Origin of the sequence: Streptococcus mitis (assembly GCF_003942965.1) — a bacterium.
Classification (GTDB): domain Bacteria; phylum Bacillota; class Bacilli; order Lactobacillales; family Streptococcaceae; genus Streptococcus; species Streptococcus mitis_BH.
This window is the reverse complement of the sequence record NZ_RJOG01000017.1, coordinates 1-18,817: the sequence shown is the minus strand read 5'-3', so window position 1 is coordinate 18,817 and position 18,817 is coordinate 1. Positions and strand designations below refer to the sequence as shown.

Here is an 18,817-nt window from a genome sequence, read left to right as displayed (position 1 = left end):
GTTAAAAATTTACCTCCATATTTTGATACATGGGCATGAGCATTGCCGCATAAAGTAAAACGATAATCAGTGCCACAAAGATAAAAACCAGTGGCTGCACCAAACTCATGGTGCGGTTAACTCGGGTAAAAAAGGCTTCCCAAGTTTTTTCAGCATAGATTTCCAACTCACTCCCCAGCTTGGACTTGACTTCACCATACTCGATAATAAGACTCAACTCTTTCTTAAAGAAAGGATAGGTTGCTATGGTTTGAGAAAATTCGCGACCATTTTGTAGGGCTTGAGCTAGATGTTGACCGATTTCTTTAAAGAGTTGGGAACCTTGTTCCTGCATCATTTGAAAAATCTGCGTCAACTCCATCCCTTGAGAAATCATATTCCCCCATTCACGCGCATAATAAGCTGTCAAATAAGTCTGAACAAAGATTCCAAGGAAGGGAAGACGCGCTAAGATAGAAAAGACACGCATTTTGGAACTTCTTTTATAGAAAGTTAGTGCTAAAAGGGCAAGTATGGAAACAAACCCCACCATTCCTAGAAAGATTTGTGGCAGATTTCCAATGATTTGGGTGGCAATATTGCTACTATCCAGTTGTGGTAGTAGATAGTTCCGTAGCCCCAGCATAATTAAGAAAAGAAAACCCAGCAAAATCAAGGGATAGGTCGCTACTTCAATTAATTTTTTCTTGACCTTGGTCAGATTGTCCAGATACTCTTCTATCTTTCCTAAACTAAGGTGGAGATTCCCATGAACTTCAGCTAGGGATAACTGAGTGACAATGGCACTTGAAAAACCCAAACTTTCCATCATTTCTGAGAATGATTTCCCCTGAGACAAACCTGTACGCATCTGGGTCACACACTGCTTGTCCAACAAAGCACTCCTATCTAAAAATGAGATAGTCTCCACTAGATGAAAACCGCTGGAAAAGAGATTGTTAAACAAGGTGATGATATTTTTTTGCTTAGCTGTAGCTAATTTTTTCCGTTTCAGCCTGAAGACTTGTGATATGTCCATCTTTAAGAAGCTGGTCAATCTGTTCATTCCAGCTAGTTGGCTGGTGTTCTTGATAGTCTTTGTTTGCAAAGTCAACAATTCCTCCTCCCCCGATTAATCTCTGGTAACAAACACCTTGCAGAACGACTACCAATTCCTCCTCACTCACACCCAACTCCAGCAGGCGCTCATAAACACCTCGAATGCTCTTGGCATGGATGGTTGAAAAGACTGTCGCCCCTGTCAAACTGGCTCTAACAACTGCACGCGCCGTCTCGCTGTCCCGAATTTCTCCGATAATCAAGAGATCTGGCCGATGACGCAAGGAAAGTTTGATGAGATTTTCATAGGTCAACCCGATTGCTTCGTTCAACTGCAACTGAAGCATGTCGTCCTGCTTGATTTCTACAGGATCTTCGATGGACATAACTTGCTGTCCTTTAAAGAGTAACTTGGCCAATTCATGCATCAAGGTCGTCTTGCCACTTCCGACTGGACCAGCAAAGAGATAGAGACCACGTTGCCTATACTGCTTGCCAAGTTCTTCAATATCCTGAAACCAAAAATGCAAATCCTGCTCCTCATCATGCAACAAGCGAATCACCAAACTCTCCTGCCCTCGATAATCGCCTACAGTAGATAGACGTAGGGACGCCATCTTCTGGTCATAGGCATAATCACAGGAACCAAGTTGACTACGTCGCTTTTCTCCAACATTCATACCCGCCACAAACTTAAAGTGACTGATGACGGCCGCAAATTTTTCGAAATCATAACAACCGATTTTACAGCGCTCGTCTCCTATTCTCATATGAAGCTCATAAGCGTCTAACTTGGGGACAAAATAAATGTCTTGTGCCCCTTTTTTCCGAGCCGAACGAATGATTTCTTGTGCAATTTCTTGAACCATACTTACCTCCTCACCTATACTATTCGCAAAGATTTGGAAAAATAAAAAAAGCAACTCCAAAAAAGTTACTTTTTCTCTATTTTAATTTCATACGGCAAGAACGGTGCCTTTCCTTACCTGTTTGTTTTTCATAGCCTGGACGTAATTTTTCATCTGGGATAACCTGCTCGTCCTGCAAAAGAGCCAAAGAATGGTATTGTTGTAAATAGTCGTCACATTCATCACACCAGCGTTGGTCTTCTGGATCCCAAAAAATAGTCATCAAGTCACTTCTACTTTTATAAAGAGGGGATTCTTGTTCCAGTCTAAACCAGCAAGTTTTATAGTATTTGAGAGCATCATAATACTGATCAAATTTTCTACTTGCTACAATATCTTCTTCCCAACCTTCTATAAACCACCAAGGTTCAAAATCTCCGTACATTTCTATAACACGATACATATTCATTCATTCCTTTGTACCGTATATTATAACCAATTCCGCTAAACAAGGAAAGAAATATGCTCNTTTCTTAATTTTTTTAATAAAAAATCCAGCCATCCTATGATGACTGAATTTCTATTTGCTTATGTTCCAAAATGTTTTTACTACTTAAGCTTCTGAAATATCGTTTTCGATGATGACCTTGATGGCATGGTGGTCTGCTGCCTTACTGAAGACTTCATAGGCTTTTTCAATTTCACTTAGTTTGAAATAATGAGTTACCAATTTTTCTGGTTCAATCTTATGACTTTCAAGAGCTTTCAACAATTGTGGAGTGGTATTTGTAGATACCAAACCAGTTGTTACATTGATGTTGCGAATCCAAAGTTTGTCCAAATCGAATTCAACTGGTTTACCATGTACACCACAGTTGGCAACTGTTCCGTCTATACCGATAATCTTTTGACAGAAATCAAATGTTGCAGGAATACCAACAGCTTCGATAGCAACATCTACACCACGACCATCTGTCAAATCATAAATTTCTTTAATCGCTTTTTCAGGGTCTGAAGAATTAACCTTATGAGTCGCACCAAATGATACAGCAGTTTCCAAGCGGTTATCGTCTAAGTCCACCATAATCAATTTGGCTGGTGAGTAGAATTGGGCTGTCAAAAGAGCAGCCAATCCAACTGGACCTGAACCAATAATGGCTACGCTGCAACCAGGTTCTACTTTCCCTTTCAAGACACCAATTTCATATCCAGTAGGTAGAATGTCTGATAGCATAACCAAGGCTTCATCTGACAAGTTTTCTGGAGTGTGGTAAAGAGTGTTATCTGCATGAGGGACACGTAAATATTCAGCCTGCATACCATCAATCAAGTGACCGAAAATCCAGCCCCCTTCGTCTTCACAGTGGGCATAAATCCCTTTTTTACAGTAGTAGCATTTACCACAGGCACAAACACAAGAAATCAAGACCTTGTCGCCTTTTTTGAAGTTAGAAACTCCTTCCCCAACTTCTTCAACAATCCCAATCCCTTCGTGACCAAGAATGGTACCACTTTGGCAAGCGGGAACATCCCCTTTGATAATATGGAGGTCTGTTCCACAAATAGTAGTTTTTACGATACGCACAATAGCATCTGTTGGCTTGCATATAACTGGTTTGTCTACATCAACAAAAGAAGCAAGTCCTGGTTTAACATAAGTATAGGCTTTCATAAAGCACTCCTCCTTTTTTTATTTGTACTATTTATAATATAATTGTAAGCCTTTTCATTTGTTTGTTCAAGATTTTTTGTGATTTTTTTAACTTTTTTATTTACCGGTAAAGTAATATAGATAAAAAAGCAGAAGCTAATCTATAACTTCTGCTTTCTCCCTTATGCTTGATAACGTTTCACACCATCTAGATAGGTTGCTACCAATTCCAAATCTTTATCTAATACGATGAAGTCCGCATCATAACCTTCACGGATTTGGCCACAGACATCGTCAATATTAACAGATTTTGCTGGGTTAAGGCTAGCCATCATGACCGCTTCGTGTGGATTTGCAATACCCCACTCGACTACATTTCTCATACCATCTTTAAGTTTGAGGATAGAACCTGCCAAATTACCAGTAGATTTGAGACGTGCAGTTCCATTTGCTACTACAACAGGGAATTCTCCCAACATATAGTCACCGTCTTCCAATCCACCAGCTGTCATACAGTCCGTAATAAGAGCGATGTTTTCTGTCCCCTTTTGCTTAAGTAAAATCTCACAAGCTTTTGGATCTACGTGATAACCATCACAAATCAATTCTGCGTAAGTATGTGGGAGCTCATACATAGCTCCTACCATACCGAGTTCGCGGTGTGTTAAACCACGCATCCCATTATAGGCATGTACCCATACACTAGCTCCAGCATCAACCGCCTTCTTAGCTTGTTCAAATGTCGCATCTGAGTGTCCAAGTGCAACTGTCACACCTTCACCTGTAATAGTACGTACAAAATCTTCCACCCCATCACGTTCTGGTGCAATAGCGATTTTATTTAGCATCCCTTTTGCAGCATTCTGCCAAGAATGAAACTCCTCAACACCCGGATCTCTCATATAAGTTGGATTTTGTGCACCCTTAAAAGTTTCTGTGAAATATGGACCTTCATAATAAATCCCACGAATCTTAGCACCTGTTGCTTCTTTGTAATGGTTCCCAAGATTTTCAGTGACTGCAAGCAATTGCTCATAAGTGGCTGTTAAAGTTGTGGGCAAGAAACTGGTAACACCGGTACTAAGAAGTCCTTCACTCATAGTATGCAATGTACCTTCAATGTTGTTGTCCATCACATCTACACCTGCATATCCATGAATATGAGTATCCACAAGTCCTGGAGCAATGCTGTAGCCTGTATAGTCAATAATCTCAGCTCCTTCAGGAATTTGTTCTACATGTTTTCCAAACTTGCCGTCCACAAGTTCCAAGTAACCACCACGACGAACTCCGTGTGGGTAGAAAAACTGATCCGCTTTAATATAGTTAGGCATAATGTTAACCTCCTTAAAAGATTGATTCTACAATTTATTATGTCAATTACATTATAAACCTTTCTCTTTTATTTGTAAATGGTATAGACCTATTTTCTAGAGATATTTTAAAAGAGCTGGATTTCTCCAACTCTTCTCTTTTTAGTACACGTTATTTTGATTTGACTGGCTTGTCTTGAGCTGTTTGCAAGGCTGTAGCAATCGTATCTGCATACAATTTAGCTCCTGCTTCAATTTTACTATTGTCACTTCCAAAATGGACTTGGTCTGTCCCAGCCCAAATTTCTGGATGTTCCTTAGCAGCTTGATTCCAATCTGCTATCGTGATGTAAGGAGTCTTCTCTGCCAATTCTCTCATATAGGCAGCCTCCTTCTCAACGATTGCATAGGTCTCTTTTGTCTTATCTCCTTCATAAGGAGTCACCAAAACCATATGGTGCCCCTTAGGAAGATTTTTCACGATACTATCCCAATCTTCCTTGTAATTTTCAGGATTATTTACCCCAGTTGCAATAACCACCATCTTTGGTAGAAATTTATTCTGGCTATTGTTGAGCATGATTTCGTTGGCGGTCTTGGTTGTTCTGCTGACTTGTGCATTAATCTGTGCCCCTGGAAGGGCTGTCTGCAACGCTGTATTAGCTCTTAGTGCTACCGAATCACCAATTAACATAGTGCCATCAGCAATTCCTAAACTATCAGCTTCTGCTCGTTCTGTCATTACCTTGGTCTGGTTAATATTTGTTGCAGCTTGCTTCAAGCCATTGACAGTTAAGTCTGTCTCAAAAGCTCCCACTTGTGGTGCCAACAGAGTTACTAAGAAGACAATGAAGGCCAAGATTCCTGTACTTGCTGCAAGGATTGTGTGAATATGAGGAAGAGGACGAAGGGTTTGTAAAACAGGTGTGTTCTTTCCTGCAATCCAAGGTTCCAACACATAAAATGATAGGCTGGCGAATCCATAAGAAAAAATCAAAGTTAATAACACAGCAAGAAGATTTGATGTCAACTGTGAAAAAATGATATAGAAAGGCCAATGGAAGAGATAAACTGCATAGCTAGTATCTGCTAAAAAGCTAATCATCTTTGGTTCCTGCACATGAGGTGTCTTTTCATGTAAAACACGCGCCGCTAAAATCATAGCAAGGGCTGCAAGGCTGGCAAGCAAGAAGCCCATAAGATAGGCAAAGAGATAGGTAAATTTGACAAAGAAGGTCAAAATGAGTAAGAAGCCAAAACCTCCTACAAAAACCAACAAGGTCTTGCGTAAATCCCAGATTTTATCCAACTGCTTAACTAAGGAAGTTGTCTCTCGAACACCTACAATCGTTGCTAAGATACTTCCTAAAAAGAATGGATAGACATGAGTTAAACTGGAGAAGTAAACAGAGGAATAAGAGGTTACTAGAAAACTACCAATAAACATGGAGAAGAAACTAATCAAGAAGGCAGCAACAGACAAAAGAAAGACCATTCCCTTCAATTGACCATTTGATTTAGCCTGTTTGGATAATAACCAAACTGCCAAGCCCCAGAGAATATAGTAGTGAACCTCAACGGCCAAACTCCAATTATGAACAAACAAATGAGGAATGAACTGAGATTCATAACTTCCACCTGTTAGGAGTTCATAGAAGTTGGTCATGAATCCTAAAACACCTGCAATTTGACTACCAATTCCAGCCACATAATCTTGGCGAACTAGAAAGGTAAAGGGCATGGTTACCAAGACCATCAAAACCACAGGTGGCACAATCCGATAAAAGCGTCTCTTAAAAAAGCCCCGTAAATCAATCTGATATTTCTTGCCAAACTCTTCTAAAAGTAGAGCCGTAATCAGGAAACCTGAAAATGTGAAAAAGACATCTACCCCGAAAAATCCTCCAGGAAAGATAGTCTGAAAGAAATGATACAAGAGTACCAGTAGTAAACCTGTAATCCTAATCAAGGAAAACCATTTAATGCGCATACGAGTTTATTCTCCCTTTCATTATACACTTTATTCTATCAAAAAAAGAAGAAAAATCCCAAGAGAAAACTTAGGATTTTTAGCTTATATCAATTCCATTTTAGAAATTACGACCTGATTTATTATAGCCATATTTTTCAACAAAATACTCACGGAATTCCAAGAGATTGTCATCCATGATGGCTTGTCGCACTTGTTTCATCAGGTTAAGCAAGAAGTAAAGATTGTGGTAGCTAGTCAAGCGGATACCAAAGGTTTCATCAGCCTTGAGCAGGTGACGAAGATAAGCGCGTGTATAGTTCTTACATGTGTAGCAATCACATTCAGGATCCAGTGGTGTAAAGTCCTCAGCAAACTGAGCATTTTTGACAACCAAACGACCTTGACTGGTCATACAAGTTCCGTTACGAGCGATACGAGTCGGCAAGACACAGTCAAACATATCCACCCCACGAATCACCCCATCAATCAAGCTATCTGGCGCTCCCACACCCATCAGATAACGAGGTTTATTTTCAGGTAGCAGTTGAGTTGTAAAGTCCAAGACCGCATTCATCTCTTCGTGGGTTTCTCCCACTGCTAAGCCACCGATAGAGTATCCTGGGAAATCCATGCTGACAAGGTCATGAGCTGATTGGCGACGCAGGTCTTCAAATCCTGCCCCCTGCACAATCCCAAACAAACCTTGGTCATGTGGACGACGGTGAGCCTTCAAACCACGCTCAGCCCAACGGCTGGTACGCTCGATTGATTTCTTAACGTAGTCATAAGGTTGATAAAACTGGGGACATTCATCAAAGGACATCATGATGTCTGATCCCAAATTATTCTGAATAGAAATGGCTTTTTCTGGGGATAGGAACATCTTAGAACCATTGAGATGGTTTTTAAAGGTTACCCCTTCTTCTGTGATATTTCGGCTATCTGCTAGAGAATAAACCTGGAAACCACCACTATCTGTCAAGATAGGCTGGTCCCAATTCATGAACTTGTGGAGACCACCTGCGCGTGCGATGAGTTCATCTCCAGGACGCAGCCAGAGATGATAAGTGTTTGATAGGATAATCCCTGAACCCATCTCCTTTAACTCTTCTGGCGACTGAGTTTTGACAGTAGCTTGGGTCCCAACTGGCATAAACATAGGTGTCGGGAAGGTGCCGTGGGGGGTGATGATTTCTCCCAGACGAGCTCCTGTATGTTTTTCTTTCTTAATCAAACGATATTTGATTGGTGAATCTGACATTTTTTACCTCCGAAGCTGGGAAAGACAGTCCCAGTTCATACTTTGTGCCCAAGGGCATACTGTATGATTTTATCAAAAAAAGTAGGAACTGTCACGAACTATGGTATAATGAGAGAATGAAATACCCAAAAATTGATTTAAAAACCATTCGTCTGCAGGCTAGACAATTTCAAGCTGAAAATCCCCGCCTCTTTCTCGTCTATCTATTACCTAGCATGCTGGTCATCTTGTCTGGCTTCCTTAATCCCTTAGAGCGCATCAACGAGAGTGTTTTAGAAGAACCCTTTTTTAGCGTGTTTGGCCATATATCCCAAGTCTACCTTTTCCCACTATTAGTCTCCTTTATCGGGACAATCCTCCTGACCAGTTCAGTTTATACAACGCTGAAACTCATCAAGAATCCTGATACAGAACTATCCGTCAAAAACAGTCTCACTCTCTTTAACGAAGAGCACTTTTCACAAACCTTTTTGACTCTCCTTCTCAAACGCTTCTATCTCTTCTTATGGAGCATTCCTAGTTTACTCGGGATTTACTTCCTCTTTTACAGTAGCTTTTTAGCCAAGAAATTCGTTGTCCTTCACCCCGAGTTTCCCAATCTGGATCTCACATCAATTGAAACCGAACGCTTCCTCATGACCTTTGGTCTCTACTTTCTAGCAAGTATCCTCTTGATGATTGTCGGAAATAGTCTCTATATCCCACAATACTATGCCTATTCGCAGGTAGAATTTCTCCTCTGTGATACCCTAGACTTAGGACAAGCTAAACCAGGACAAATCCTAAAAACCAGCCGTTTCCTGATGAAAGGCTACAAATTTCAGCGCTTTATTCTAGACCTACAACTCCTTCCTTGGTACTTCCTCAATTGGATTACTTTTGGAATTGCTAGTTTCTCACTCCTACCCTACATTCAAATCAATAAAGTGATTTTTTACCGAGCAGTATTGGCTCGCAAACGTCCAAAAGCTTGAAGGTTTTCCCTCAAGCTTTTTTCTATCAATGAGTTTCTCCGCCTACCAACTTGAGGTCCTCATCTCCATATTCTATCATGGCTCCGATTGCTGCTTCTATCCCTCGCCTAATATCCACTAAACTCATAGCTGGAGTAGTCGGTCGATTCACCACCTGTTCCATCATATAAGGAATGTGCATAAAACCTGCCTTAACATGTGGAAATTTCTTTTCTACCAAATAGAGAGCCTGATACATCAAATGATTGCAGACAAAAGTCCCTGCCGTATTTGAAACAGAGGCCGGCAAGCCCTCTTTTTTTATAGCTTGGACCATCGCTTTAATCGGCAGACTACTAAAGTAGGCCGAAGCACCATCCGCTCGAATGGGAAGGTCAATCGGCTGATTGCCTTCGTTATCAGGAATGCGTGCATCGTCTTGATTAATGGCTACTCGCTCAGGTGTCAAGCTGGTTCTTCCACCTGCTTGGCCGATACAAAGGACAAAGTCAGGTTGATAGCGGTTCATCTCTTCTTCCAATACTTGAGCCGATTTGTGAAAGACTGTTGGCACTTCTAACCAACGGACCTCAGTACCATGGATTTCAGCTGGTAAACCTTTAATGGCCTCCAAAGCTGGATTGACCTTTTCCCCTCCAAAGGGCTCAAAACCTGTCACTAATACTTTCATTTCTTACTCCTCAAAACAAATTCAATGAAACTTTTTTCTTAAAAACAAGTATAACATATTTCCCTTATTCTGGAGTGAAAAGGACTAGAGAGGATCAGACCGGCATTAAAGTTTATTTAAAGAGTAAAATACTGATCAAGGCCAAAATAGCTGGTCCACCTTGCTTTAAAATAATTTTCTTATCCGCTGTGAGAGAGCTATAAGCCGCAGCACCAATCACAAATAAGACAAAAATAGTCACAATTTCTAAATTCTGTGAGAAATAAATCCCATACAGGAGAAAGACTCCTAGCAAAGCATTATAAATCCCTTGATTTTTAAACAATGAACTTACTAACGGACGAGCCAATTCTTCCTTGTCCATATTAAAGACACGACTAGTCGCATCTGATTGCGTTGCAATACTTTCCAAATAAAAAATGTAAAAATGCTCCAAAGCAACAATCGTTGCTAAAATGATTGTAATAATTGACATCTATTTCTCCTTAAATTTCTATATTTTCAATACCCAAAACCAATTTATTTACTAAACGGCTGAGTTCTGTTCTTTCAGACTCTGTTAAGATACTTTCCATCTCTTGCTTAACCTTGATATGCTGCAGAGGTGGATTCACCACTAACTGCTCCTTGGCATACTTCGTAGCCTCTACTAACACTTCCCGCTGATTTTCAGGATTACGATGACGCTCCACCAAACATTCCTTTTCCAGAATTTTGAAATGTCGGGTCAAAGCAGCCTGATCAATCTTCAAACGCTCCTGAACCGCTATTTGATTACAAGGGGAATGCTTCAGCAAAAATAATAAAATCTGATACCGTGTCAAACTAATCCCAAGTCTTTTTTCAAATAATTGCGTACTCGCTTGCTCAGACAAGCGGAGTTGATAAAGCAGATCTTGAATCTCTATCATTTCTTTTCTCTTTTCGATTGATTTATCAATAATTGACTAATCAAGTATGATGCAAAGTAAAATAAATTGCAAGAATGTTGCTTGGATTATTACAAAATGCTAACTTCCATTTTCCATTCATATTGATACTCAATGAAAATCAAAGAGCAAACTAGGAAGCTAGCCGCAGGTTGCTCAAGGCACAGCTTTGAGGTTGCAGATAAAACTAACGTGGTTTGAATTTAATTTTCGAAGAGTATGACAAAGAAAAAAACGAATGAGACTTACTTCCTATCATGAAAGCTAGATCTCATTCGTCAAAATGATATTACAAAGTATGGTTTATCCATTCATTGAAACGTGAACGTGATCATAGTGATTTTCTGTCACGCTACCACGGTCTGGCATTGGATTCCAAGTATTAGCTGGCCCATATTTGCTATCGAATGGAGCATAGAAACGTTGTTTCCAAATAATGTAACTAATTCCACGGCTGGCCATGTTTTGAATAGCGTATTCCGCAACCTTATCCCCTAGTTCTGAGCTTTCTGGTACCATAAAGTCAATAGCCAAACCTTTTCCGTGATCTCCACTGTCTCCTGGACGGTAACCACTAAAGGATGTGATGCCAAACAAGTTAGCAATTTCTTCTTTAAAGGCAGCCGTTTGTGGTTGAAGACCTGCATTTTCAGATTTTGCTACTGCAAGTCCAGCATAATCAGGCGCAGCTGGTGCCGCGTAAATTGTTGAAGCTGTTTTCGTCTCTTCTGGTTGATAAGTAGAAACTGCTGGTGTAGCTTCACTTGATGATGCTTCTTTTGCTTCTTCTGAACTTGTTGCAGTTGATTCTGGTGCTTTTTCTTCTACTGGAGTTGTAGTTGGTTCCACTGTTGAAGCAGCTTGTGTGCTGGCTTGTGTTTCCTCTTTCTCAGCTGGAGTCATTGCTTGAGGGGCCGCTTCTTCAACTGGACTGGTTGTTTCGACTGTTTGCTTCGATGACGAAGAAGAGTCTGTAGATGGTGTCACTTCTTCTGAAGCAGTCACTGTCTCTGTAACTGCTGAACTTGTTGCTACTTCTTTTGTACTTGTAGTTTCTACCGCTTTTGGCGCTTCTGCAATTGGTTGAGAAAGATCTGCAACTTGAACAGTTTGATCATCTACGGTTACTTGATTGGTTGTCAAATCTGCTGTCGCAGTTGTCACTTCTTCACTAGAGTCTGCTTGAGGAGTTTGGATTTCAACTTCCGTTACCTCTTCTGCTTCATTGACGGTCGTTGTCAAAACAGTTTCTGGGAAAATCAAGTCCATATTCGTGATTTTATTCAAATTTGCAAGAACTGTGACATCTACACCCAAGGCTTCTGCAATGGTGCTCAAGGTATCACCATACTGAACGGTATAACTTGTTTTGTTGTCCGTTTTAGTCAAATCGTTTTGGATTTGCTCAACACTACGTGCAGTCCAAAGAACTTCTTCTGCTTGAGTTGCCAATACTGGGGCAAATGACAAGGCTACCGTTGAGGCTAATAATATTCTTTTCTTCATTCTTTCAAATTCCTTTCAAATGAGTACCTGTCTATCATAACACAAAAAGAGCAGAAAAAAAGCCCTCTCGGGCCTATTTAACAGAACTGTCTATTCCTTGTAACAAACTCGGTTACTTGAAATAGTTTGTTAGGTCTCTGTCACAAAACTGACACAATCTTTTTATCGCTCAGCCTTAAAAAAACGAGAAATATCTGCTAACGCTTGAATCCTGTGATTTCCTTCATAAGTCGACTCTAAAAAGTTGATACTTTGAATCCCACTATTCTGGGCAAATTCCACATCCAGAGTCCGATCTCCTATATAATAGGTCTTCTCAGAATCCAACTGATACTTGTCTAGCAAATATATAGCCGCTTCTGGACTTGGCTTCCGCGCAAAGCCACTCTGACTGGTTAAAATCTCCGTGAAATAGGATTCCAAACCCAAGTCTCTGAGAATGGTAAGAGCATTGTCTCCCTTATGAGTGTAAACAAACTGCTGAATTCCTGCTTGGTCTGCCCAAGCTAGCACATCACGCGCACCTGGCATCAAAACTACCTGAGCATTCTTCTCAGCCAGACTCTGTGCACGCACCTGATTTAGCATTTCCACATCCAATTTTCTCTCTTCTGCCACCTGCACGAGTAAATCCTGCACAGAAAACTTGAGGATAAACTCTCTCACCTGCTCCTTATCATAAGGAATAGAAAACTGAGCAAAAGTTTCCTCAATCCCTGACAAAATCGCTTCATAAGAGTCCAATAAAGTCCCGTCTAAATCCCAAATAAAAGCTGTTTTTTGCATTTCATATCCTTTCAAGCTCATATAACGCTGGTAACGGTAACGTAGAAATAACCAACGAAAACCATTATCCAAAAGGGTTCCGGCCCAAATACCGGGCAAGCCCCAACCAAAAGCAAGCCCCATCAGATATCCTGTCCCAATGCGAATACACCACATTCCTATACTTGTCGCATAAAAGGGAAGCCGAGAATTTCCCAAACCCTGCCAGACTGCCGTATAGATGACTGTTCCTGTCGTCATAGGGGTTCCAAGTAGTGAAAACAGTGTCACTAGAACACTATCCTCAACTGCTAGAGGATCTGTCGTATAGAGATGAGTTAATGGTACACCCAAGGCATAGATACTAAAGGTCAAAGGCAACATGAGAATCAGAGAAAGCCAAAAGGTTTGCTTGCTCAAACTAGCTACTCTTTCCCAATTATCCTCTCCAACTGCTCGAGCTACCAGCATGACCGTTGCCGTAGCAACTCCAAAAGCAGGCATGTAGTTAAACTGGGTCAAGACTTCTCCGACCGCATTTCCCGCCACTGCCTCCGTTCCAAAAGAAACGACCAAAGCAATGATAACGACATCTCCAGCCCGCATCATAAGCCGCTCTCCAGCTGCTGGAAAAGCTAAGGTCAATAGTTCCTTATCTAAACCAAAAGTCGGTTTCTCAAAAGGCAACTTTAATTGCGACCATAAAATCACAAGACCTACCAAACGAGACAGAATTGTCCCCCAAGCAACACCAGCTATCCCCATATCCAGTACAAAAATAGCTAGACTGGAAAAGAGAATATTCAAGGCATTGGATAAAAAACTAACATAGAGGGGCAAACGTGGATTATGCGTTGCACGAATCAAAGCTCCCAGACTAGTCATTAAACCTAAGAGAACAATCGATCCGCCTACCAAGGATAGGTAGAGTCCACCACTCTCAGCTACAGCCCTTTCCGTTCCCAATAGTCCTATCATCTCTTGCCCAGCGAAGATGGACAAAGCTCCTAAAAGGAAACTTACTAGTAAGGTAATCTTCAACGTCTCAGTCACATGATAGGCTAGCATAGATTGATCCTTCTGTCCTAAACTTTTTGAAATAACACTGGAAATAGCAGCCCCCAGAGCGATGAAAATCGCCTGGTAAATCGTGATAATATTGCCAGCTACTGATACACCCGAAATAGCTATCAAGCCCAAGTGGGCTACCAAGTAACTATCCACCATCCCCATGAGCATCTGCAAAAAGTTTTCGCCCATAGCTGGCAAGGCAATATTAAGAATGTCTTTATTTTTCTTAAACAATCCGTCCTCCTGATGAAAAGAAACTCAGTTGGCTTCCCAACCGAGTTTACTCCTTCTGTCTTAAAGTCCTAAATAAGACTCAACCGCTGCTTGCATATCAGCAGCTGCCACTGTTGTCTTGTGACGAACAGGAGCTGTTTCAAGCCCATCAACTGCAGGTGGCACAGCCACTCCTGAAATTTCATGTAATTGAGCCAAGGCTTCAAAGTCAGTCAAGCCAACTTTCCCTATTACAGCTTCTACTGCAACCACTGGGAACTTGTATGGACTAGCTGTTGATGCAATCACTGTCTTAGTCGCATCTCCAGTAGCAGCTTGGTATTTCTTATAAACTGCAGAGGCAACCGCCGTATGTGGATCCTCGATATAAGAATCTGACTCATAGATACGCTTGATTTCTGCTGCTGTTTCTTCCTCAGTCGCATATTCAGCTGCAAAGAGGTCCAAAATCTCTGCATCAAAATTAGTCAACTCATATTGACCTTGGCTATTCAAAGCATTCATGAGTTCAGCTGTCTTAACAGCATCATTACCCAAAAGATGGAAAATCAAACGTTCCAAGTTTGAAGATACCAAAATATCCATAGATGGACTAGTTGTTACCTTAAACTCACGCTTCTTGTCGTAAACACGTGTCTTGAAGAAGTCTGTCAAAACATTGTTGTCATTTGAAGCACAGATTAATTTGTCAACTGGTAGACCAATTTGCTTAGCATAAAAGGCAGCCAAGATATTTCCAAAGTTTCCTGTTGGTACTGTGAAGTTGACCTTATCACCAGCCACAATCTCACCAGTCTTAACCAACTGAGCATAGGCATAAACATAATAAACAATCTGTGGCACCAAACGGCCAATATTCATAGAGTTAGCCGATGAAAATTGCAACTTGTTGGCTGCCAACTTCTCACGAAGAGCCACATCGTTAAACATATGCTTCACATTAGTTTGGGCATCATCAAAGTTACCATCAATAGCAATAACATGAGTATTGTCACCAGTCTGAGTGGTCATTTGCAACTCTTGTACCTTGCTGACACCATCCTTTGGATAAAAGACGATAATCTCAGTACCAGGAACATCCGCAAACCCTGCCATAGCAGCCTTCCCAGTATCACCAGATGTCGCTGTTAAGATGACAATCTTATTCTCCAAACCATGCTTCTTAGCAGCTGTTGTCATAAAGTATGGCAAAATAGACAAGGCCATATCCTTAAAGGCAATTGTTGAACCATGGAAAAGCTCCAGGTTGTATTGCCCGTCTAATTTCACTAATGGTGCGATAGCTGGAGTATCAAACTTGCTATCGTAGGCATTGTTGATACAGTAGTCCAACTCTTCAGCTGTAAAGTCATCTAAAAATGCTGACAAAACAATCTTAGCAACTTCCTGATAAGAAGCATCTTTCAATTTGTCAAAGTCCAAATCTACCTTTGGATAAGTAAGCGGTGTAAATAAACCACCGTCCGTCGCCAAACCTTGCAAAATAGCTTGGCTAGCAGTTACTGTATTGTTGGCATCACGCGTTGATTGATAAACTAATGTCATTACTCTCTATCCTTTATCTATAGTCTCATCCATTATATCATGATTTTTCAGAAAATTCTCCTCTTATAAGAGAAATTATAGGCTCAATTCTTCTTTCAAAGGCTGTAAGTAGGTAATTTCTTGCTTATTTCTCATCTCCAGTCCTTCCTCGGCTAGCAGGAGTAAGTCTTTGGAAATTTCAATAATCGTAGTTTCTTCCTGATCTGTAAGCTTTTTCTTAGAAAATTGTCGTCTTAAAGACTTATAATTTCTCCCAAATTCTTTAAAGAAAGGTGCTGCTTCTAAGTAAGCTTCTAACTTATCTAAATTAACCAACAATCCTAAGTGAAAAGCTGCTGAAGCGAAGGTTCTATCTAGAGGTTGAGTACACACACTACGAAACTCAACTGTTCCGCGAGTCGTTAAGTCTTGGTACTGATAACTACGATGTGTTTCAAAATCCTTCTCTTGAGGATAAATAATAATCTCATCCCCATTAAGTGCATATGCTTGGATTTCAGGTGTAGGCAAATAGTCCCTTGCCTGAATCGGATAAAAATAATATGTTTGTTCATCACGTTCCGCAGTAAAAATTGCAGAATGATCTAGATAATCAAAAAAATCATCCTCATCTTCAAAGAGTCTAGCATTGACCCCGACGTTTTCTGGATATATACCATGCATCGATTCTTCCCAGAAAATATCCCTTGCAATTTTCGTATCCCAATCCTCACCTGAAAACTCAGAATTGGCAAATAAATACGCCTTAGCCGCTTCAATTTGGGTAAAAGCATTAATCACTCGTAAGTAGTTAGACTTTGAAACATCCAACTGTACCTGACTCCCACAGATAAAAGCACCGTATTCAGGGAAATGATGCAAGTCTGATTTAGTCACATTTCTACTCAAATTCAAATAATCCATCAACATGCGATACCGCGGGAAAGCCACTGGACAATTCTCATTTTTATCCCAGTTGGGATGAATACCACAGCCAATAATAGCATGATTTGATTCAGCTAACTTCTTCTGAATTGCTTTCATATAAATACTAAAACGTTCTTCAACCTCTCGTATCGTTTCAGCCTTACCAAATGCAAACTCAATCGTAGTATAGGAAACTTCAAATAAAATAGTATCCTGACTTACTGGATCCACTAACTGAATAGGAGTCCCAAAATCATCAACCTTTTCGACAGTAAAATCCAAAGCAGAAACTAAATATCGGAATAAATGTTTGATAACTTCAACATCTGTAGCATCCCCTTCCAAGTTTACAACAGGATATTCCAGCTCAATCCCGACAAACAATCCAGGATTTTCTTTAATATTTTTTAAATACCGATGTTTTAATAAATCGATAGAACGAGACATACTTCCCTACACTTTCATAATCTAAATAAAATTTGAATAACTACTATTATACCAAAAATGATACAAAAAGTTCCATAAGATTTATAATGAAAAGCGACAAAACTATCATTAGAAACAATCTATGGAACCATTACATTTTATCACAAAATTACTAGAGATTAAAGACCCTAATATCCAAATTATGGATGTTGTTAATAGGGATACCCACAAGGAAATCATTGCTAAACTAGATTATAAGGTACCATCTTGTCCTGATTGTGGAAGTCAAATGAAGAAATATGATTTTCAAAAACCATCTAAAATTCCTTACCTTGAAACGACTGGTATGCCTACTAGAATCCTCCTTAGAAAGCGTCGATTTAAGTGCTATCATCGCTCGAAAATGATGCAGGACACAAACTGTCATCCGAAATCACTTTCTGCGCTACGATAGAGCTATTGGTTGTCAGGTGAAGATCATTACTATGGATCTGTTTAGTCCCTACTATAACTTGGCTAAACAGCTTCGCTTTCGAATTTCGTCCATATGGTCAGTGGACTGTCTTACTCAAACACCTAATCCGTACAATAAGTCGTGTACCTCTTCAAATCATGAATCAATTCTATAGAAAATCCCATGAATACAAGGCCATCAAACGCTACTGGAAGCTCATCCAGCAGGATAGTCGTAAATTGAGTGATAAACGATTTTATCGCCCTACTTTTCGTATGCACTTAACAAATAAAGAAATTCTAGATAAGCTTTTGAGCTATTCAGAATATTTGAGACACCACTACAATGTCTATCAACTCTTACTCTTTCACTTTCATAACAAGGAGCCAGACAAATTTTTCGGACTTATCGAGGACAATCTAAAGCAGCTTCATCCCCTTTTTCAGACTGTCTTTAAAACTTTTCTCAAGGATAAAGAGAAGATTGTCAACGCCTTTAATCTACCCTATTCTAACACCAAATTAGAAGCGACCAATAATCTCATCAAACTTATCAAGCGCAATGCCTTTAGTTTTCGGAACTTTGAAAACTTCAAAAAACGGATTTTTATCGCTCAGAACATAAAAAAAGAAAGGACGAAGTTCGTCCTTTCTCGAGCTTAGCTTTTCTTCAACACGCTACAGTTGTTAATAGAGAGTCCATAAGCACTCATATAAAAACGGAGAATAAGGGATTCGAACCCTTGCGCCAGTTACCCGACCTAACGATTTAGCAAACCGTCCTCTTCAGCCTCTTGAGTAATTCTCCTATTAATGGGCACGAGTGGACTCGAACCACCGACCTCACGCTTATCAGGCGTGCGCTCTAACCACCTGAGCTACGCGCCCAAGTTAAAAACTTGGTAATTTGAACAAAGTTCAAAGCGGGTGACGAGAATCGAACTCGCGACAACAGCTTGGAAGGCTGTAGTTTTACCACTAAACTACACCCGCATATTCACTATTAATATAAATGGCGCGAGACGGAATCGAACCGCCGACACATGGAGCTTCAATCCATTGCTCTACCAACTGAGCTACCGAGCCTTATTGCGGGAGCAGGATTTGAACCTACGACCTTCGGGTTATGAGCCCGACGAGCTACCGAGCTGCTCCATCCCGCGTTAATACTAAAGGAGGATGTGGGATTCGAACCCACGCACGCTTTTACACGCCTGACGGTTTTCAAGACCGTTCCCTTCAGCCGGACTTGGGT

General features: G+C 40.5%; 15 protein-coding genes, 6 tRNA genes and 2 pseudogenes. 2 read left to right on the top strand and 21 right to left on the bottom strand.

What is annotated here, in order from left to right; all coding sequences use genetic code 11:
- Position 1: 1 nt before the first annotated feature.
- The 7 genes from comGB to tgt all read right to left on the bottom strand — a co-directional run bounded on the left by comGB (position 2) and on the right by tgt (position 8,083).
- Positions 2-1,018: a competence type IV pilus assembly protein ComGB gene (gene comGB / locus D8837_RS06380; protein WP_125456549.1), complete on the bottom strand. Its 1,017-nt coding sequence runs from the start codon at positions 1,016-1,018 to the stop codon at positions 2-4.
- Positions 966-1,907, bottom strand: coding sequence for a competence type IV pilus ATPase ComGA (comGA, locus tag D8837_RS06375; protein WP_125456537.1), 942 nt, complete (start codon positions 1,905-1,907; stop codon positions 966-968). The genes comGB and comGA overlap by 53 nt, the downstream gene beginning before the upstream one ends.
- A gap of 76 nt (positions 1,908-1,983) precedes the next feature.
- Positions 1,984-2,349, bottom strand: coding sequence for a DUF1033 family protein (locus D8837_RS06370; protein ID WP_049499212.1), 366 nt, complete (start codon positions 2,347-2,349; stop codon positions 1,984-1,986).
- A 150-nt stretch (positions 2,350-2,499) separates the two neighbouring features.
- The gene (locus tag D8837_RS06365; RefSeq protein ID WP_125456536.1) at positions 2,500-3,558 is read right to left on the bottom strand and encodes a zinc-dependent alcohol dehydrogenase family protein; all 1,059 of its coding nucleotides are present in this window, start codon (positions 3,556-3,558) and stop codon (positions 2,500-2,502) included.
- A gap of 161 nt (positions 3,559-3,719) precedes the next feature.
- Entirely contained in the window at positions 3,720-4,871 is a 1,152-nt protein-coding gene (nagA, locus tag D8837_RS06360; protein WP_125456535.1) for an N-acetylglucosamine-6-phosphate deacetylase, read from the bottom strand.
- Positions 4,872-5,022: 151 nt separating this feature from the next.
- Entirely contained in the window at positions 5,023-6,840 is a 1,818-nt protein-coding gene (locus D8837_RS06355) for an acyltransferase family protein (RefSeq protein WP_125456534.1), read from the bottom strand.
- 100 nt (positions 6,841-6,940) lie between these two features.
- Positions 6,941-8,083, bottom strand: a complete 1,143-nt coding sequence (gene tgt, locus D8837_RS06350) for a tRNA guanosine(34) transglycosylase Tgt (protein ID WP_001285237.1) — start codon at positions 8,081-8,083, stop codon at positions 6,941-6,943.
- A 116-nt stretch (positions 8,084-8,199) separates the two neighbouring features.
- Between tgt and D8837_RS06345 the strand changes: the two genes are divergently transcribed.
- The gene (locus tag D8837_RS06345; RefSeq protein ID WP_125456533.1) at positions 8,200-9,057 is read left to right on the top strand and encodes a DUF975 family protein; all 858 of its coding nucleotides are present in this window, start codon (positions 8,200-8,202) and stop codon (positions 9,055-9,057) included.
- Between the two features lie 25 nt (positions 9,058-9,082).
- On the opposite strand, the gene pcp is transcribed toward D8837_RS06345, so the two are convergent.
- The 8 genes and pseudogenes from pcp to D8837_RS06305 form a co-directional block, all read right to left on the bottom strand.
- On the bottom strand, positions 9,083-9,727 hold the full coding sequence (pcp, locus tag D8837_RS06340) for a pyroglutamyl-peptidase I (RefSeq protein WP_125456532.1): 645 nt from the start codon (positions 9,725-9,727) through the stop codon (positions 9,083-9,085).
- Positions 9,728-9,839: 112 nt separating this feature from the next.
- Positions 9,840-10,202 carry a DUF1304 domain-containing protein gene (locus D8837_RS06335; RefSeq protein ID WP_125456531.1) on the bottom strand — a complete coding sequence of 121 codons (363 nt, stop codon included), beginning with the start codon at positions 10,200-10,202 and terminating at the stop codon, positions 9,840-9,842.
- Between the two features lie 10 nt (positions 10,203-10,212).
- Complete coding sequence (locus D8837_RS06330; RefSeq protein WP_049487281.1) at positions 10,213-10,638, bottom strand: MarR family winged helix-turn-helix transcriptional regulator; 426 nt, start codon at positions 10,636-10,638, stop codon at positions 10,213-10,215.
- A 321-nt stretch (positions 10,639-10,959) separates the two neighbouring features.
- Positions 10,960-12,162 carry a LysM peptidoglycan-binding domain-containing protein gene (locus D8837_RS06325; RefSeq protein ID WP_125456530.1) on the bottom strand — a complete coding sequence of 401 codons (1,203 nt, stop codon included), beginning with the start codon at positions 12,160-12,162 and terminating at the stop codon, positions 10,960-10,962.
- 162 nt (positions 12,163-12,324) lie between these two features.
- On the bottom strand, positions 12,325-12,948 hold the full coding sequence (locus D8837_RS09755; RefSeq protein ID WP_125456548.1) for an HAD family hydrolase: 624 nt from the start codon (positions 12,946-12,948) through the stop codon (positions 12,325-12,327).
- A 6-nt stretch (positions 12,949-12,954) separates the two neighbouring features.
- Positions 12,955-14,232: pseudogene (locus D8837_RS06315) on the bottom strand (MATE family efflux transporter); the annotation flags it as partial.
- A gap of 60 nt (positions 14,233-14,292) precedes the next feature.
- Positions 14,293-15,777 (bottom strand): threonine synthase, encoded by a 1,485-nt coding sequence (thrC, locus tag D8837_RS06310; protein ID WP_125456529.1) that lies wholly within the window; start codon positions 15,775-15,777, stop codon positions 14,293-14,295.
- Between the two features lie 75 nt (positions 15,778-15,852).
- A complete protein-coding gene (locus tag D8837_RS06305; RefSeq protein WP_125456528.1) occupies positions 15,853-17,130 on the bottom strand; it encodes a gamma-glutamylcysteine synthetase in 1,278 nt (425 codons plus the stop codon).
- A 121-nt stretch (positions 17,131-17,251) separates the two neighbouring features.
- On the opposite strand from D8837_RS06305, the pseudogene D8837_RS06300 reads away from it, so the two are divergent.
- A pseudogene (locus D8837_RS06300) lies at positions 17,252-18,225 on the top strand (transposase).
- A gap of 57 nt (positions 18,226-18,282) precedes the next feature.
- On the opposite strand, the gene D8837_RS06295 reads toward D8837_RS06300, so the two are convergent.
- The 6 genes from D8837_RS06295 to D8837_RS09530 form a co-directional block, all read right to left on the bottom strand.
- Positions 18,283-18,370 (bottom strand) — tRNA-Ser (locus D8837_RS06295).
- Positions 18,371-18,376: 6 nt separating this feature from the next.
- Positions 18,377-18,450, bottom strand: a tRNA-Ile gene (locus D8837_RS06290).
- A gap of 34 nt (positions 18,451-18,484) precedes the next feature.
- Positions 18,485-18,555 (bottom strand) — tRNA-Gly (locus D8837_RS06285).
- Between the two features lie 20 nt (positions 18,556-18,575).
- Positions 18,576-18,648 (bottom strand) — tRNA-Phe (locus D8837_RS06280).
- 3 nt (positions 18,649-18,651) lie between these two features.
- A tRNA-Met gene (locus tag D8837_RS06275) sits at positions 18,652-18,725 on the bottom strand.
- Positions 18,726-18,738: 13 nt separating this feature from the next.
- Positions 18,739-18,817: transfer RNA gene (locus tag D8837_RS09530), tRNA-Ser, on the bottom strand.

Coding starts and splice junctions, on each gene's coding strand:
- comGB (WP_125456549.1), bottom strand. CDS start 1,018: ATGGACATATCACAAGTCTTCAGGCTGAAACGGAAAAAATTAGCTACA.
- comGA (WP_125456537.1), bottom strand. CDS start 1,907: ATGGTTCAAGAAATTGCACAAGAAATCATTCGTTCGGCTCGGAAAAAA.
- D8837_RS06370 (WP_049499212.1), bottom strand. CDS start 2,349: ATGTATCGTGTTATAGAAATGTACGGAGATTTTGAACCTTGGTGGTTT.
- D8837_RS06365 (WP_125456536.1), bottom strand. CDS start 3,558: ATGAAAGCCTATACTTATGTTAAACCAGGACTTGCTTCTTTTGTTGAT.
- nagA (WP_125456535.1), bottom strand. CDS start 4,871: ATGCCTAACTATATTAAAGCGGATCAGTTTTTCTACCCACACGGAGTT.
- D8837_RS06355 (WP_125456534.1), bottom strand. CDS start 6,840: ATGCGCATTAAATGGTTTTCCTTGATTAGGATTACAGGTTTACTACTG.
- tgt (WP_001285237.1), bottom strand. CDS start 8,083: ATGTCAGATTCACCAATCAAATATCGTTTGATTAAGAAAGAAAAACAT.
- D8837_RS06345 (WP_125456533.1), top strand. CDS start 8,200: ATGAAATACCCAAAAATTGATTTAAAAACCATTCGTCTGCAGGCTAGA.
- pcp (WP_125456532.1), bottom strand. CDS start 9,727: ATGAAAGTATTAGTGACAGGTTTTGAGCCCTTTGGAGGGGAAAAGGTC.
- D8837_RS06335 (WP_125456531.1), bottom strand. CDS start 10,202: ATGTCAATTATTACAATCATTTTAGCAACGATTGTTGCTTTGGAGCAT.
- D8837_RS06330 (WP_049487281.1), bottom strand. CDS start 10,638: ATGATAGAGATTCAAGATCTGCTTTATCAACTCCGCTTGTCTGAGCAA.
- D8837_RS06325 (WP_125456530.1), bottom strand. CDS start 12,162: ATGAAGAAAAGAATATTATTAGCCTCAACGGTAGCCTTGTCATTTGCC.
- D8837_RS09755 (WP_125456548.1), bottom strand. CDS start 12,948: ATGCAAAAAACAGCTTTTATTTGGGATTTAGACGGGACTTTATTGGAC.
- thrC (WP_125456529.1), bottom strand. CDS start 15,777: ATGACATTAGTTTATCAATCAACGCGTGATGCCAACAATACAGTAACT.
- D8837_RS06305 (WP_125456528.1), bottom strand. CDS start 17,130: ATGTCTCGTTCTATCGATTTATTAAAACATCGGTATTTAAAAAATATT.